General features: G+C 49.7%; 12 protein-coding genes. 11 read left to right on the top strand and 1 reads right to left on the bottom strand.

Annotated features, from left to right (window positions below; all coding sequences use genetic code 11):
- Positions 1–13: 13 nt before the first annotated feature.
- The 11 genes from GQ51_RS07585 to GQ51_RS07535 all read left to right on the top strand — a co-directional run bounded on the left by GQ51_RS07585 (position 14) and on the right by GQ51_RS07535 (position 13,048).
- Positions 14–1,012 (top strand): type IV secretion system protein, encoded by a 999-nt coding sequence (locus GQ51_RS07585; RefSeq protein WP_047551796.1) that lies wholly within the window; start codon positions 14–16, stop codon positions 1,010–1,012.
- A 98-nt stretch (positions 1,013–1,110) separates the two neighbouring features.
- Positions 1,111–1,314 (top strand): hypothetical protein, encoded by a 204-nt coding sequence (locus GQ51_RS07580; protein ID WP_047551793.1) that lies wholly within the window; start codon positions 1,111–1,113, stop codon positions 1,312–1,314.
- A complete protein-coding gene (locus tag GQ51_RS07575) occupies positions 1,307–2,104 on the top strand; it encodes a virB8 family protein (RefSeq protein ID WP_052177757.1) in 798 nt (265 codons plus the stop codon). The genes GQ51_RS07580 and GQ51_RS07575 overlap by 8 nt, the downstream gene beginning before the upstream one ends.
- Positions 2,105–2,113: 9 nt before the next feature.
- Positions 2,114–3,001 carry a P-type conjugative transfer protein VirB9 gene (gene virB9, locus GQ51_RS07570; RefSeq protein ID WP_047551790.1) on the top strand — a complete coding sequence of 296 codons (888 nt, stop codon included), beginning with the start codon at positions 2,114–2,116 and terminating at the stop codon, positions 2,999–3,001.
- Positions 2,998–4,176 (top strand): type IV secretion system protein VirB10, encoded by a 1,179-nt coding sequence (gene virB10, locus GQ51_RS07565; protein ID WP_047551787.1) that lies wholly within the window; start codon positions 2,998–3,000, stop codon positions 4,174–4,176. Before virB9 ends, virB10 begins: the two co-directional genes overlap by 4 nt.
- Before the next feature lie 3 nt (positions 4,177–4,179).
- Entirely contained in the window at positions 4,180–5,580 is a 1,401-nt protein-coding gene (gene virB11 / locus GQ51_RS07560) for a P-type DNA transfer ATPase VirB11 (protein WP_200884409.1), read from the top strand.
- A 29-nt stretch (positions 5,581–5,609) separates the two neighbouring features.
- Positions 5,610–7,565: a type IV secretory system conjugative DNA transfer family protein gene (locus tag GQ51_RS07555; protein WP_200884408.1), complete on the top strand. Its 1,956-nt coding sequence runs from the start codon at positions 5,610–5,612 to the stop codon at positions 7,563–7,565.
- Between the two features lie 73 nt (positions 7,566–7,638).
- Positions 7,639–8,889 (top strand): hypothetical protein, encoded by a 1,251-nt coding sequence (locus GQ51_RS07550; protein ID WP_047551782.1) that lies wholly within the window; start codon positions 7,639–7,641, stop codon positions 8,887–8,889.
- A gap of 52 nt (positions 8,890–8,941) precedes the next feature.
- A complete protein-coding gene (locus GQ51_RS07545) occupies positions 8,942–9,589 on the top strand; it encodes a sigma-70 family RNA polymerase sigma factor (protein WP_200884407.1) in 648 nt (215 codons plus the stop codon).
- Between the two features lie 570 nt (positions 9,590–10,159).
- Positions 10,160–12,382, top strand: a complete 2,223-nt coding sequence (locus tag GQ51_RS07540; RefSeq protein ID WP_047551779.1) for a RelA/SpoT family protein — start codon at positions 10,160–10,162, stop codon at positions 12,380–12,382.
- Between the two features lie 240 nt (positions 12,383–12,622).
- The gene (locus GQ51_RS07535; RefSeq protein WP_047551776.1) at positions 12,623–13,048 is read left to right on the top strand and encodes a hypothetical protein; all 426 of its coding nucleotides are present in this window, start codon (positions 12,623–12,625) and stop codon (positions 13,046–13,048) included.
- A gap of 145 nt (positions 13,049–13,193) precedes the next feature.
- On the opposite strand, the gene GQ51_RS07530 is transcribed toward GQ51_RS07535, so the two are convergent.
- Positions 13,194–13,832, bottom strand: a complete 639-nt coding sequence (locus GQ51_RS07530; protein ID WP_047554027.1) for a helix-turn-helix domain-containing protein — start codon at positions 13,830–13,832, stop codon at positions 13,194–13,196.
- Between the last annotated feature and the right edge of the window lie 43 nt (positions 13,833–13,875).

Raw genomic sequence — 13,875 nt, 5'->3', positions numbered from 1 at the left:
TGGAAAATTCATAATGGAACTTTCTGATATCTTTCCTGGGTTAAGTACCGTAAGTGTACTGATTAATCTCACTGGCGCGCTGCAAGTTGCTCAGAACGCCATGTCATTTTATGCCAGTCACGTGGTGTCAGAAATAGACGTATTTGTTAAAACTTGCCTGACTATTTATGTCATTTGGTATGGTCTGGCGTTAATGCGCGGTGAAGTTAAAGAGGTTATGACCGATGCGCACATTCGTGTATTTAAAGTAGCATTGGTTTCTATGCTAGCGCTGAATTTTGCCAACTATAATCAGATAGTTGCGCAGTTTGCCTGGAATATGCCTGAGGACTTAGTGCAATGGCTGATACCTTCCAACATATTGACCAATATAGCCAACATGGCAATGAGTTCGGATGATGCGACTGATTTATCCATATTGCTAATTAGTACCGTAATGTCTGCCACTGTGTCTATTATGCAATCCAGTTTGGCTGCATCCAGTATTTCCGGGCAAACAGACCCCACAATGTTTGCCGCCGGTATGGGCGTAGGTGTTGCCGGTGCCGGCATTACCGCTGTGGTAGCGGGTATTCTGCTGGTGGCCAAAATGTCGCTTTCTGTGTTGTTGGCACTGGGTCCACTTTTCATCGTCTCGATTTTGTCCGAAAAAACCAAAGCCTATTTTGATGGTTGGTTGAGTCAGGTGCTTAACTTTGTTTTAGTCATCTTGCTGCTCACACTCACCATTTACATTTTATTTCCCATATTAATTATCACGGTCAGTTCTTATTACCTGATTGCTCAGGCAACAGGTGCATTGTCATTACAGGAGAGTGTGGAACTAATCACCTTACTAGGTATATTTTTAGCAGTCATTAAACAAGTTCCGACTACTGCGGCGGCGGTGGTGCGTGGTTATGCCGTGACTCCGGCACAGGAGCGTAGTGTGCAGGGTGGTGGAGGTCAGGCACATGATTCAGGTAAAAGTGCCAATCAGGCCAATGCAGAACAAAGAGCAAGTGGTAGGTGATACCAAGATGATTTATGAACTGCAAGTGGCTGGCGTGCTGACGTAATTTTTAACCAGCTAAATGTTGAACAGTTTTGATTTAGGGTGGGCTTGATGATATGAAGATTTTTAGCGTACTGATTTTGTTTTTGCTGCAGATGGGCTGTGCCTATTTTCCACCCAAGCCTGCTGAGTGCAAAGGTAGCTTTAAGCCAATCAACACTTCATTTGAACATGATGACAAAGCGACCGATGGCAAAGCCAGCACAGAGATTAAAGCCAATAAAGTAGTGCTTTGTAACAAGGGAGCCATCAATGGTTAGCAAGGTCGATAAAAAGAACTTTTCCAATTATCTGGAGGAAGCCAGGTCATGGGAGACCGATAAGGTTCGCATGCTGGATCAATCCAGGAAGCATGCCTGGTACGTGGCGATAGGGGCTGGCATGATATCGGTGCTGTCAGTCTTTGCGGTGGCGATGTTAAGTCCGCTAAAAACTTCTGTGCCTTATGTGATTCGGGTGGATAGTGCAACCGGCGTGGCCGAGGTAGTGAGTGCCATGACCAATGTTAAAACCAATTATGATGAGGTGATCAATAAATATCATGTGCAGCACTATGTGCGTTGGCGTGAAGGTTACTCAAAGAGCCTGATAGGTGAATACTACAGAAACGTAGGTTTGATGACTTCGCAACAGGAACAGAGTCGTTATGGGCAATGGATTTCGCCCAGAAACCCGAGCTCACCACTAAATGTTTATGGCGATAACGGCGTTGCCACGATCACCATAAAAAGCACTTCATTCATTAAAGACAATATTGCCTTGGTGCGCTACACCAAGTCGGTCAGGGATGCCGCAGACCCAGGTACTACGCATTGGGCGGCGACGATAGTGTTTCAATATGTGGGTACGCCTTTGACGGAAAAAGATAGAGAGATCAACCCGCTCGGTTTTCAGGTGCTTGAGTATCGCAATGACCCGGATCAGGAAGTGTCAGGCGGTTCCATCTCATCTGGTATCGTCAAGCCGATTAAAGCCCCGGCAGAAGTGACAATTCCACAGGTGGATGCTTCACAGCCGACAGCGCCGCATATCGTGCCGCCAATTCAATAGGAGCATATTTTGAGATATTTTTTATTGATACTGATGCTGCTACCGACGCTGGTGCTGGCTGAAATAATTCCGCAAAAAAGCCCATATGATTCACGGATGCGTGTGATTGATTACAACGCGATGGATGTCGTTAAACTGGCGACCTTTTATGGGGTTTCTACGCATGTGCAGTTTGGCGATGAAGAGGCGATTAAAGATGTAGCCATTGGTGATGACCAGGCATGGAGCATAGTGCCACGCGGTAATCATTTGTTTATTAAACCCAAGGCCAGAAAGGCAGATACTAATATTACGGTTGTTACTACCAGGCATGTATACAATTTTGCCCTGATAGTGCAGCCACGTTCAATAAAAGATACCAAGGCCTGGCAAGACCCTGATCTGGTGTATGGCGTGACATTCCGCTACCCGGAGCAGGAAGCCGCCAAACTCGCAGCCGAGCTGGAAGCCAAACAAAAAGAAGCAGAGAGAAATCGTCGCTCAGAGGCTATAAAAGATAAGTTTGCCAAATCGACCAAAGATGCTTTCGATGAGCAGAGCTACAACCTGAATCCGGCCGAAACGCACAATTATGATTACTGGATGGCAGGCTCTTCAGAAATCAGCCCGACAGCCGCGCGTGACGATGGACGGTTTACCTATTTATCATTTAGCAATAATCGAGATATGCCGGCGGTATATTCCGTGGATGATGCCGGAAAAGAAGCGTTAATCAACACCAGTGTCGAAGGCAACACCATCATTGTTCATCGGGTAGTTCCAAAACTTAAGCTGCGCAAAGGCGCGATGGTGGTCTGTATCCGCAATGACGCATTTAATGCAGATGGCGGCGCTGATAACACGGATGGCACTATTGCAAGTGATGTGGAACGTGTGATCAAGGAGAATCGTAAATGAGTATCTTTGATAAGTTGAATCTGAAAAAATCTTCTGGCAACGATGTAAGCGATAACGTTACTGCGCAATCCATATTAGGCCGCGAAGCCGATACTTCAGGTTCAACGGTAAGCGACATTGATGATGATTTGCCTTCAGTTAACCGTAGAAGTAAAAGCGGTAACTTAGTGAGCTTGATTGGCACAATGGCGGTTGCAGGCGCAGGCGCTATGATGCTTTACTACATTAATGCTGGAGAGGCTCCGAAAGCGGAGAAGCCAAAATCACAGGTGATTTCAAATCATCTACCGCCATTGGAAATTCCTGATATATCAGCACCGGAGCGGCCGCCAGAACCGATAGCCGCAGTGCCGGCAATTAAGGCAGAGCAGGCGCAGATACCGGTGCAGCAACCCGTGCAAGGTGCTAACAACCAGCCGCCTAAACCGACATGGCTGGATAGAAGAATGGGGGGTAATCTTGTCATCAATGGCGGATCCTCAGGTGCGGCAAGCACCGGTTCCGCTGCAGAAAAGCAGCAATTAAACACCCAGCAGATAGACTCTCCAACACCGCTGGCACTTAAGCTAAAGCCCACCGTATCGCCTGGTGTTTCTGCCTCTTTGCTACCCAACCGTAACTTTATTATTGCTAAAGGCGCCTCTTTGGATTGCGCGTTGGAAACCGCGATTGATAGCACTTTGCCCGGTATTACCACCTGCCGTTTAACGCGGGATATTTATTCAGATAACGGTCATGTGGTGTTATTGGATCGCGGTTCGCAATTGGTAGGTGAGTATCAAGGTGGCCTTACTGCCGGGCAGGCGCGTATTTTTGTGGTCTGGTCGCGTGTTAAAACCCCTAACGGGGTGGTGATTTCTCTGGATTCACCAGGGGCTGATACGTTGGGCCGCGCCGGTCATTCCGGCTGGGTGGATACGCATTTCCCCGAAAGATTCGGTGCAGCAGTTTTGCTGAGTCTGGTCAAGGATGCTTTGGCTATTGCAAGAAGCAAAAATGGTAACGGGCAACTTCAGATTGGCGGTGGTGGCAGCGACCAACTGGCAACAGAGGTTCTTAAAAATACGATCAACATTCCGCCTACGCTGTATGTGAACCAAGGTGATCACATACAGATTATGGTAGCGCGCGATTTGGATTTTTCCACCGTTTATGGTTTGGATCTGAAGGAGTGAATCATGTCAAAACCACATACAAATTTTGATGATGTGCAGTCTTCTGAAATGCTGGAAGAGTACTTGCTGCCGATCCAGAAGTTTATTGATGACAGCATGCTCACTGAAATTTGTATTAACCGGCCGCGCGAACTGTGGACAGAAGGCCGTTCCGGCTGGCAGCGTTATGAGGTGCCGGAGCTTTCATTCAGCCATTGCCGGCAATTAGCTACTTTAATTGCCAGCTATAACGGCAAATCCATTTCGGCAGATAAGCCGGTGCTTTCTTCAGCCTTACCCAATGGTGAGCGTGTGCAGGTGATTATTCCGCCGGCGTGCGAGGCTAATACCGTTTCTATCACTATCCGTAAACCCAGCATGATCGATAAAACGCTGGATGAGCTGGACACAGAGGGTGCATTTCAGGAACTGGCGCCAATTCAGGATGGCTTGAAGCCATTTGAGCATGAGCTGCTGAAGCTCAGGGGGCAGGGCAAGATTAAGGACTTTCTGGATCTTGGGGTGCGCACCCACCGCAATATTCTCATTGCCGGCAAAACCGGTTCCGGTAAAACTACGGTCACCAAGAGCCTGATTCGCAGCATTCCTTTGGATGAACGCCTGATTACCATTGAAGATGTGCATGAACTGTTTCTGAATCAGCATGCCAACAAGGTGCATTTGTTCTATGCGCGGGAAGATGAAGGCGGCTCTCGCGTAACGCCGAAGCAGGCGCTGGCATCGTGCCTGCGCATGAAGCCAGACCGTATTCTGCTGGCAGAGCTGCGCGGCGATGAGGCCTGGGAGTTCATCAAATCGGTGAATACCGGCCACCCGGGGTCAATTTCTACCATGCATGCCAATGGCGCTTATGAGGCATTCGAGCAGCTTACCGCCTTGATCAAAGACAGTAGCACCGGTGCGCATTTGGATACCGAATATATTAAGCAGCGTTTGTTTACTACACTGGACATTGTGCTGTTTTATCACCAGCGCCGTCTGCGCGAGATTTATTATGACCCGGTTGCGCGCTTGCAATACCTGTCAAATTCACAATCGCAATCTAACGTAGCTTCCAATGCTGCCGGTGTAATGCCCGTCTCGCATGAAATCAGCAATGAGAAAAAGCTGGAAGACCGGTTCCACATGGCAGCCACTTATATGCGGGTGCTGCAATCTTCCAATCGGGCGGCAGAGCAGCAGGCGGCGGTAGCGCAGTATGACTCACTAAAAACTGCTTTCAGCACCCGTGACGCTATCCTCTCGCAAGCGGCCAGCGTAAGCCATGCGCAGGTGATTGCCGATGGTGCGGATAAGCACATTGTTGATGCCATTCTCAATGGGCATATTGCCTCGCTCAATATGCCAGCCCAGAACATGGCTGCACATCAGTCAGCTGAGCCTGTCTATGAACTGCAAAGCTAAATCATTCATAAAATGCGGGTGGGCTAACTGTGAGTAGCGCCCTGCGTGCATCGTTGAGTAAGCCAAGCGGCAAGCTGCTAATGCTGGTGCTGCTTTTGGCACTGGCTTTGGGTTGGCTGTTTCTGTCCGGCATGGTGTTTCTAATCATGGTGAGTAAAGACCCGAACCAGGCACAGCTGCTGACGCTGTATCAGTATTGGTATTACTATCGCACGGCACCGGGTGTGCTGATCAAGATTTATCAGGCTGGTGGCACCAGCCTGGCAGTGGTTTGTTTGCCGTTGCTGGCGTTATTGATCAGTCAAGGGCCTCGAAATAAACTGTTCGGGGACGCGCGTTTTGCCAGCAGCAGCGAGATCAGGAAAGCAGGCCTGCTGGGCGACAAAGGCATTATCGTTGGCAGCTATGGCGGCAAATATCTGATGTTCGGCGGCCAGCAGCATGCCATTATTTCGGCTCCTACCCGTAGTGGCAAGGGGGTAGGGATCGTGATTCCCAACCTGCTGAACTGGCCGGAAAGCGTAGTGGTGCTGGATATCAAGCAGGAAAACTGGGATATCACCAGCGGCTTCCGTAAAAAACACGGCCAGAAATGTTATTTATTTAACCCGGCAGCTGCAGATTACCGCACCCATCGCTATAACCCATTAGCATATATCAGCGCAGACCCGAACTTCCGTATTGATGACGTGCAGAAAATCGCCAACATGCTGTTCCCTGATGAAGACGGCGTGGATGTTATCTGGACTGCCACACCGCGCAGCCTGTTTCTGGGCATTGTGTTGATGCTGGCCGAGTCACCCGAAAAACCGCTCACGCTTGGTCAGGTAGTGCGCGAAACGTTAGTGGATGGCGATGGTGCCAAATATTTTGCAAGGCTGATCAATGAACGCGCTGCGGCTGGCAAGCCTTATTCCGGCACCTGTGTGCGAGCCTTGAACAGCTACGTTTCAATCTCGGCCGAGAACACGCGCGCCGGCGTCATAACCTCTTTCCGTTCCCGGCTGGAGCTGTGGATCAACCCTTTGGTGGATGCCGCCACCAGTGCCAATGATTTTGATTTGCGTGAAGTGCGCAAGCAAAAAATGTCGGTTTACCTGGGTGTGACACCAGACAACCTGGAACGCATGGCGCCGCTGCTCAACCTGTTTTTCCAGCAGTTGATTGACCTGAACACACGCGAACTGCCAAGCCAGAACGATGCGCTTAAATACAGCTGCATGCTGCTGATGGATGAGTTTACCGCCATCGGCAAAGTGGGCGTGCTGTCTAAAGGCATCAGTTACATTGCCGGATATAACCTGCGCATGCTGCCGATCATTCAAAGCCCGAACCAGCTGGTGGAAGTGTATGGCGAGGATGTGGCGCAAACTTTCACCACCAACCATGCGCTGAATATTATCTACCCGCCCAAGGCCTCTGAAACGCAAACCGCCAAGGACATTTCAGAGTGGCTGGGTAACCAGACGGTAAAAGCGGTTTCCAAGTCACGTTCCAATAATATGTTCAAGAGCGAAGGCAATACCAACAGCACCTCGGAGCAATCTCGTGCATTGATGCTGCCGCAGGAGATTACCAGCCTGGGCGCAGGCAAGGAGCTGGTGATTATGGAAAACGTGCGGCCGATTCTGGCAGACAAAGTGGTGTATTTTCAAGATCCGGAATTTATTCGCAGGCTCAAGGCAGTTTCAAAATCACTGCGTAAATTGGGCGGCAAAGCCCCCAGCAGAAAGCAGATGGATAACGCCATACGCCATGGTGAACTGGCGGCTAATGTTCCGCTGATCGATCTGGAGGAACATAACCGGCTGAATGGTGCAGATGTGATGACTACAGTCAGCGCACCTAAACAGCCAAATCAGTTGTTGCCGCCTGAGTTGGTGGATTTTTCTTCAGTAAAAAAACCAGCCCCGGGTGAAATGGATGAAGCGGCACTTAAAGCCTATGCGGATGACTTGTGCAGGGCGATGGGGATGAATGTTTGAAGGTGGTGTTGATTATAAAAAAATGTAGTGTCTTTTTAAGTAGTAATTGTTTCGAATTAAAAGGAGAGTCAAAATGGCTGAAAATAGTAAACAATTGGCACATGAAGAATTAATTAAAAATCTTGCAAGCATGCCTGCTGATATGAGCAAAACAGATGCAGATAAGGAGTTTCATAATGCTGCATTGCGGCTGGTTGGCGAAGAAGACCCAGCTAGACTGGCGGCCAGGGAAAGCCAACTGAAGAAAGAAGTTGAGAATTATAAGCATATGAATCTTGACCCGGTCGTGCTTGCTTTTGCAGATAAACATGCAAGCACCACAAGTACGATCAGCAAAGATGGCTATGGCGGCCAGTCTACTGAAGTTCAGCACCCAATCGGCGAATTGGGTGGCGCGACCTTCATCGGTAAAGCAGGGATGCAGCAAGATGCACACGGTAAGCCGATCAGCGGCAATATCGATGTTAACATTGTAGGCAAACCATCCAGGGTCGGAGACGCGCATGTGCTACCAATTGCCAGTGTCGGGTACAGCATAGACGGCACGGATAAATTCAAGCCGGAAAAAATCAGCCTGCTTGCCGGTGCGGTGATTAACCCGCATGACAGCGCAGTTGATGTGACGGCTGCTGTTGTGAGTGATGGAAAATTCAAGGATCCTGCCGTTTTTGTGCGGGCCTCCGGCACAGCATATGACGACAATGGCTACAAGGTAACACCCTATGCCCAAACTGCTATTGGCATGAAAGATGGCAATGTCAATGCCGGAATAGGCGTGCGTGCTGATAAAGACCTGGGTAATGGTTATGGGCTTTATGGCCAAGGTGAGGTCAAAGCCAGCGGGCTTAATCAAGAGCAAGTTGCGGTTTCAGGTCAGATAACGGCAGGTCTTACTTGGGGTGGCGCGGAGAAAAAGAGCGAAGCGTCGCATGACATGGAGGCAGTCGGCCACGACAGGCCATTTGAAGTAGCACCTAAGGTCCAATCATCTCATTTGGCAAGTGCAGAAAGTAAGCCTGTCAGTGTAAATCTGGGTGCCGATGAAAAAAATGTGGATGCACTCATTAATAGCGGAAAATTCAGCCAGGGTATGAATGAGGCTTTCAAATTCTATAACCAGCTCGCAAGTGACCCTAAATCCCAACAGGCATTTATGACGCACATTGCCGATAATATGGCGCAAAAATCCACCATGTTTAAAGATACCGCAGACGCGCAGCAATATCTCCAGAACCGGTTTGATAATTTGAACTATGTGAATCAGCATGGCCAACAAACCACCGGTGCAAGTGAGGATAGATCACTGCATCTGTCGAGGAGTTGACTGTAAAAAGATGATGAATCAGCGTTCTCCTATATGTGCAAGAGGTGATTAGATGCGTGCGGTTGTTGGAAAACAAGTCTGTTCCAGTATCAATCCAGAGTTGCTGTTATCAGCAGCATTGATGGATGATGAATCGGACGATGATTTGATGGCACGATATTGTGATGGCGATTTCAAGGCGTTTGAAATGCTTTATAACCGGCATAGCCGCAGGCTGTACCGCTACATTGCCTGGCAAACCACGCGTAAGGACTTGGTGGACGAAGTGATCCAGGATGCATGGTTAAGGCTGCACCATGCGCGTGCAAGCTACCGGGCAGGGGGTGGGTTTAAAACATTTCTTTATACGATTGCACATAACAGGTTAATAGATTTATTGCGCCAGCAGCGCATGGTGCTGGAAAGTGAATTAAATAATAACGACGATGCATCAGTTTTTGAGCAGATGGTAGAGCAGCATACGCAAGCCGTTTTTCCGGCGATGAATAATGAGCAGGATGAGAAACTGTACCAAGCCATTAACGCCTTGCCGAAAGAGCAGCGGGAAGCACTGGTTGCACAGCAATTCAGCGGGTTGACGCTGCATGAAATTGCATTGCTGACAGGGGTGTCGATTGAAACGGTTAAAAGCCGCTTGCGTTATGCAATGAAAAAGCTGAGGCAAACGCTTACTGTTGAAATCGGTGTGGCCTTGCTATGAGCAGGTCGGAACCCATGCAGCCTGGGTATCCGTCGTTGATGGCTTTGCCTAAAGACAGAGCAGTGCAAATGACATCGCAGTCATCAGGAGTGTAGTGCACAGGTTGAGTAATCCATCTGAAACTACAGGGCTGAGGCATGCCAAGGCTTATGATTCTGCATCATCTGTTGCCGGGTAGCAATTTAATAAGGTAAACCCCGTCTTTGTCGGGGGACTCGTAAGGTTTGGCCTATATGTCGGCCATGTAATATATGGAAATTCAAATTCAGTAATATGATTCCCTCTCCTTTGCAAGGGGGGGTAGGGTGGGAGTGGAATTCAAGCCTGCGTAATGCAGCAGGCGTACCCCCATCCCAACCTTCCCCCCTGGTCGGGGAAGGCGTGAAGCTGCGCTGCCTTGGGCGGCTCATGGATTTAATGCCCGCTTATCTAATGACCTCCAGCTTTGCCTGGGGTCATTTAACTTTTGCGGAAATTCTGTTTCAAACTATGGAAAATTGACATAAATACGCATATCGTTGAACATAAACTGTCCAATGTATGTTCAGTATTTAGATGCGATAATGTTCCATGGTTTCCGTTCATAACCCAACTTCTGTTTTGCTCGCCTCCAACGAGGGCGATGTATCTTCCTGGATCGAATCTTCAGCGCAGCGTTATACACCTGCCGAAATCGAGTTGATTCGCCATGCCTGCGATCTGGCCGCCCCGCTTTATTCTGGGCAGGCCGAATTGACCGGCGCACCGCTATTGCAGCACGCATTGGGTGCGGCGACGATACTGGTTGATATGAATATGGATGCGGAAACCATCGTAGCCACGATACTGCATGCCGTGCCGGAGTACCTGGCTGACTGGCGGGAGGTGCTGGAAACTCGCTTTGGCGCAAGCATTACCGGCCTGGTCGAAGGCATTGCACGCATGGAGCAGATTCAGGAGTTCAGCGAGATCGAGGGTTTGCAGAACCCGGACCGTAAAAATGGCGATCATGCGCAGCAGATAGAGAGTTTGCGCAAAATGCTATTGGCGATGGTGCAGGATATTCGCGTGGTGCTGATCAAGCTGGCCGAACGCACGCAGACGCTGCGTCGCCTGTCGGGAGCCAGTCCCGTGCAGCAGAAGCAGATTGCGCAGGAGAGCCAGGGTATATTTGCGCCGCTGGCCAACCGCCTTGGCGTGTGGCAGATTAAATGGGAGCTGGAAGACCTCTCGCTGCGTTATCTGGAGCCTCAGCTTTACAAAGAGGTCGCAAAGATGCTGGATGAGCGTCGTGTAGACCGCGAGCAATATATCATTGATGTGGTGGCACAGTTGAAAGACGAATTGAGCCAGGCTGGCATCAAAGGCGAGGTGAGCGGCCGCCCCAAGCATATCTATAGCATTATCAAGAAAATGAAGAGCAAGCGCCTGGATTTCAGCGAGCTTTATGATGTGCGTGCAGTCCGGATTCTGGTAGATGACATTAAAGACTGCTACGCGGCACTCGGCTTGATTCACAACCTGTGGCAGCCTATTCCCGGTGAGTTCGATGACTATATCGCACGCCCCAAGAGCAATAATTACCGATCACTGCATACCGCGGTCAGTGGGCCGCGTGGCCTGGCGCTTGAGGTGCAGATACGCACTTTCGAGATGCACCACCACTCTGAGCTTGGTGTGGCCGCACATTGGCGCTACAAGGAAGGCGGAAAATCTGATGCCAGATTTGATGAGAAGATCGCCTGGCTGCGCCAGATACTGGCATGGAAAGATGAGGTTTCCGACAGCAGTGACCTGCTTGAGCAATTCAAGAGCGAGCTGTTCCAGGATAAAGTGTATGTGCTGACTCCGCAAGGCAAGGTGATTGACCTGCCTAAAGGCGCGACCCCGATTGATTTTGCATACACTGTGCACACCGATCTGGGGCACCGTACGCGCGGTGCCAAAGTGAACGGAAGTATCGTGCCGCTCAACACCAAGCTGCAGAATGGCCAGCGCGTGGAAATCCTGACTTCGAAACTGGGCTCGCCCAGCCGTGACTGGCTGAATGCGGGGCTTGGTTTTTTGCAAAGCCCTAGCGCACGTGCCAAAGTCAGGCACTGGTTCAAATATCAGAATTTTGATGAAAATGTTACCCAGGGCAGGGCCAGGCTGGATCGTGAGCTGCACCGTGCCGGCGTTGGCGCACTGAACCAGGAAAAGATCGCGCAGAAATTGCAATTCCAGAAACTTGAGGACTTCCTGGCAGCGATTGGGCGCGGGGATGTCAGTGAGCACCAGATCGCACTCGCTATTCAGGAAGAAACGGCTCCCAAAGCCGCTGAAGAAGCCCGGCCATTCATTTCCAGGCGCAATAGCGCGCTGCAATCCCTGACCGGGGTTGTGATTGAGGGTGTAGGCAATCTGCAGACCAGTATTGCCAAATGCTGCAAACCCATGCCGGCAGATGCGATTGTCGGTTACCTGACACGGGATCACGGCGTGACTATCCACCGCGAGGCCTGTACGTTTATCAACCGGCTACCGGAGGACAGGCGCAATCGCCTGCTCAGCGCACAGTGGGGTAATTCGCAGAATGTCCGCACGGATGTTGATATTGAGGTGGAAGCCCATGACCGCCAAGGCCTGCTCCGTGACATCAGTGATCTGTTTGTACGCGAAAAGGTCAATGCGATCAAGGCGAATACCATGACCCGCAGTGACTTGGCGCTGATGCAGTTTTCAATCGAGATCTCGAACCTGGAACAACTCAACCGCCTGCTGGCATTAATCCAGCAGGTGCCAAGCGTCATTGCAGCGCGGCGCCGCGGTTAGCGCATTTAATCCTCCATTGCCTGTCGCTTTAACCCAGGCCGGGTTTTATGGCTGGTCGCACTGAAACTGTATATAAAATTCTCATGCATCATCATTTATTTGTGTTGCATTCCAGATATTTGTACTATACTGCATGTGAGGAAACTAAGTTTCCTTTATGGAAACTAGCTAGCAGCCTTGAAATTTGTTGTGCTGCGTTTATGCACATGTCCGTTTATGCACATATCTAGGGTGGTTAATATGTCGAATGTACTTATCGTTTCAGAAAGTCCGGATATTTCCGGCCTCATCAGCACTGGATTCTCAGAGGCTGGCTGTACGGCACAAAGTGTCGATGTGTTGAAATTCATTGGCTACGGGAATGAAACGGTAAAGGACCACCTGTGTGCTTTGCTGTTCATTGACAGCGACTTCCTGAAACGCTTCGGCAATGTGATTGACGAGATAGACCAGAAAGTCCGCAACTGCGCTTCACAGATACCGATATACCTGATATTTGAAGATGATTATGACCCTTACCTGGCTACATGGCGCATGAAAGCAAAACGCTTGTATGAATCCATCAACCAGATGCAGAGAGTGCAGGAAGTCGTTAAGGATATTACAAAGTTAGAGTTCTATAGGTCATCCATGTATGCTTACTGTTCGCCTATGGATTCCTGCTGATACGCAGCGGGGTGTAAGGTAAGGATAGGTTTAAGGCCTGATCTCAATACTGGTTTTCAAGACCGGCATCATCTTGTTAGCCAATTCACGCAGCTAATCCGTAACCCTGTAGTATCTAAGAGTAATTGGCTTGCCTGCTGCCCGATTACTCTTCAGGGTGTTCTTGGTCGGGTGCGTCGTAATGGATGATGGCAAGGAATTTTATTGGCGTTTCCAGCAGTGCCTCCGGGCGGTGCGGGATGTCGCCGTGGAACGTAAGCGAGTCGCCGTTGGTGAGTACGAAAGTCTCTTTGCCTACCCTGTATTCCAGTTTTCCTTCCAGCATATAAAGAAACTCGGTTCCCGGGTGTTCAAACGCGGGGAACTCTTCACAGGAGTCTTCCAGCGAGATCAGGAACGGCTCAAATGTTTTGTGTGGCCCCTGGTCATACGCCAGCAGCTGGTAAGTGTGGCCAACGCGTGTGCCCCTTCTGACGACTTCCATGCCATCGCCTTTTTTGACCAGCTGCGCCGCGCCGCGTGGCAAATTATAATTCTGGAACAGCTTGGATAAAGTAACGCCCAGCGCATTGGCAAGCTGTTCAAGTGTTTCCAGGCTTGTAGAGGCAAGGTTGTTTTCAATTTTACTCAGCATGCCACGGCTGATGCCGGCTCTCTCGGCAACATCTGCAATGGTTAAATTATGCTCCAGGCGTAGCTGGCGAATGGTTGTCCCTAAGTGCCGCCCAAGAGATCTGTTCTGATCATCAGTCTTAACGTTTTCAGTTTCTTTTACTGTTGCCATGTCTTTACCTGCCATGTTAATAGGGAAATATTACTAGAGAGTG

Source organism: Methylotenera sp. G11 (assembly GCF_000799735.1).
Lineage (GTDB): Bacteria > Pseudomonadota > Gammaproteobacteria > Burkholderiales > Methylophilaceae > Methylotenera.
This window is presented reverse-complemented; position numbering and strand designations above follow the sequence as displayed.

Excerpts from the sequence above, each read along its gene's own strand:
- GQ51_RS07585 (WP_047551796.1), top strand. The coding sequence starts at position 14 with ATGGAACTTTCTGATATCTTTCCTGGGTTAAGTACCGTAAGTGTACTG.
- GQ51_RS07580 (WP_047551793.1), top strand. The coding sequence starts at position 1,111 with ATGAAGATTTTTAGCGTACTGATTTTGTTTTTGCTGCAGATGGGCTGT.
- GQ51_RS07575 (WP_052177757.1), top strand. The coding sequence starts at position 1,307 with ATGGTTAGCAAGGTCGATAAAAAGAACTTTTCCAATTATCTGGAGGAA.
- virB10 (WP_047551787.1), top strand. The coding sequence starts at position 2,998 with ATGAGTATCTTTGATAAGTTGAATCTGAAAAAATCTTCTGGCAACGAT.
- virB11 (WP_200884409.1), top strand. The coding sequence starts at position 4,180 with ATGTCAAAACCACATACAAATTTTGATGATGTGCAGTCTTCTGAAATG.
- GQ51_RS07550 (WP_047551782.1), top strand. The coding sequence starts at position 7,639 with ATGGCTGAAAATAGTAAACAATTGGCACATGAAGAATTAATTAAAAAT.
- GQ51_RS07545 (WP_200884407.1), top strand. The coding sequence starts at position 8,942 with ATGCGTGCGGTTGTTGGAAAACAAGTCTGTTCCAGTATCAATCCAGAG.
- GQ51_RS07540 (WP_047551779.1), top strand. The coding sequence starts at position 10,160 with ATGGTTTCCGTTCATAACCCAACTTCTGTTTTGCTCGCCTCCAACGAG.
- GQ51_RS07535 (WP_047551776.1), top strand. The coding sequence starts at position 12,623 with ATGTCGAATGTACTTATCGTTTCAGAAAGTCCGGATATTTCCGGCCTC.
- GQ51_RS07530 (WP_047554027.1), bottom strand. The coding sequence starts at position 13,832 with ATGGCAACAGTAAAAGAAACTGAAAACGTTAAGACTGATGATCAGAAC.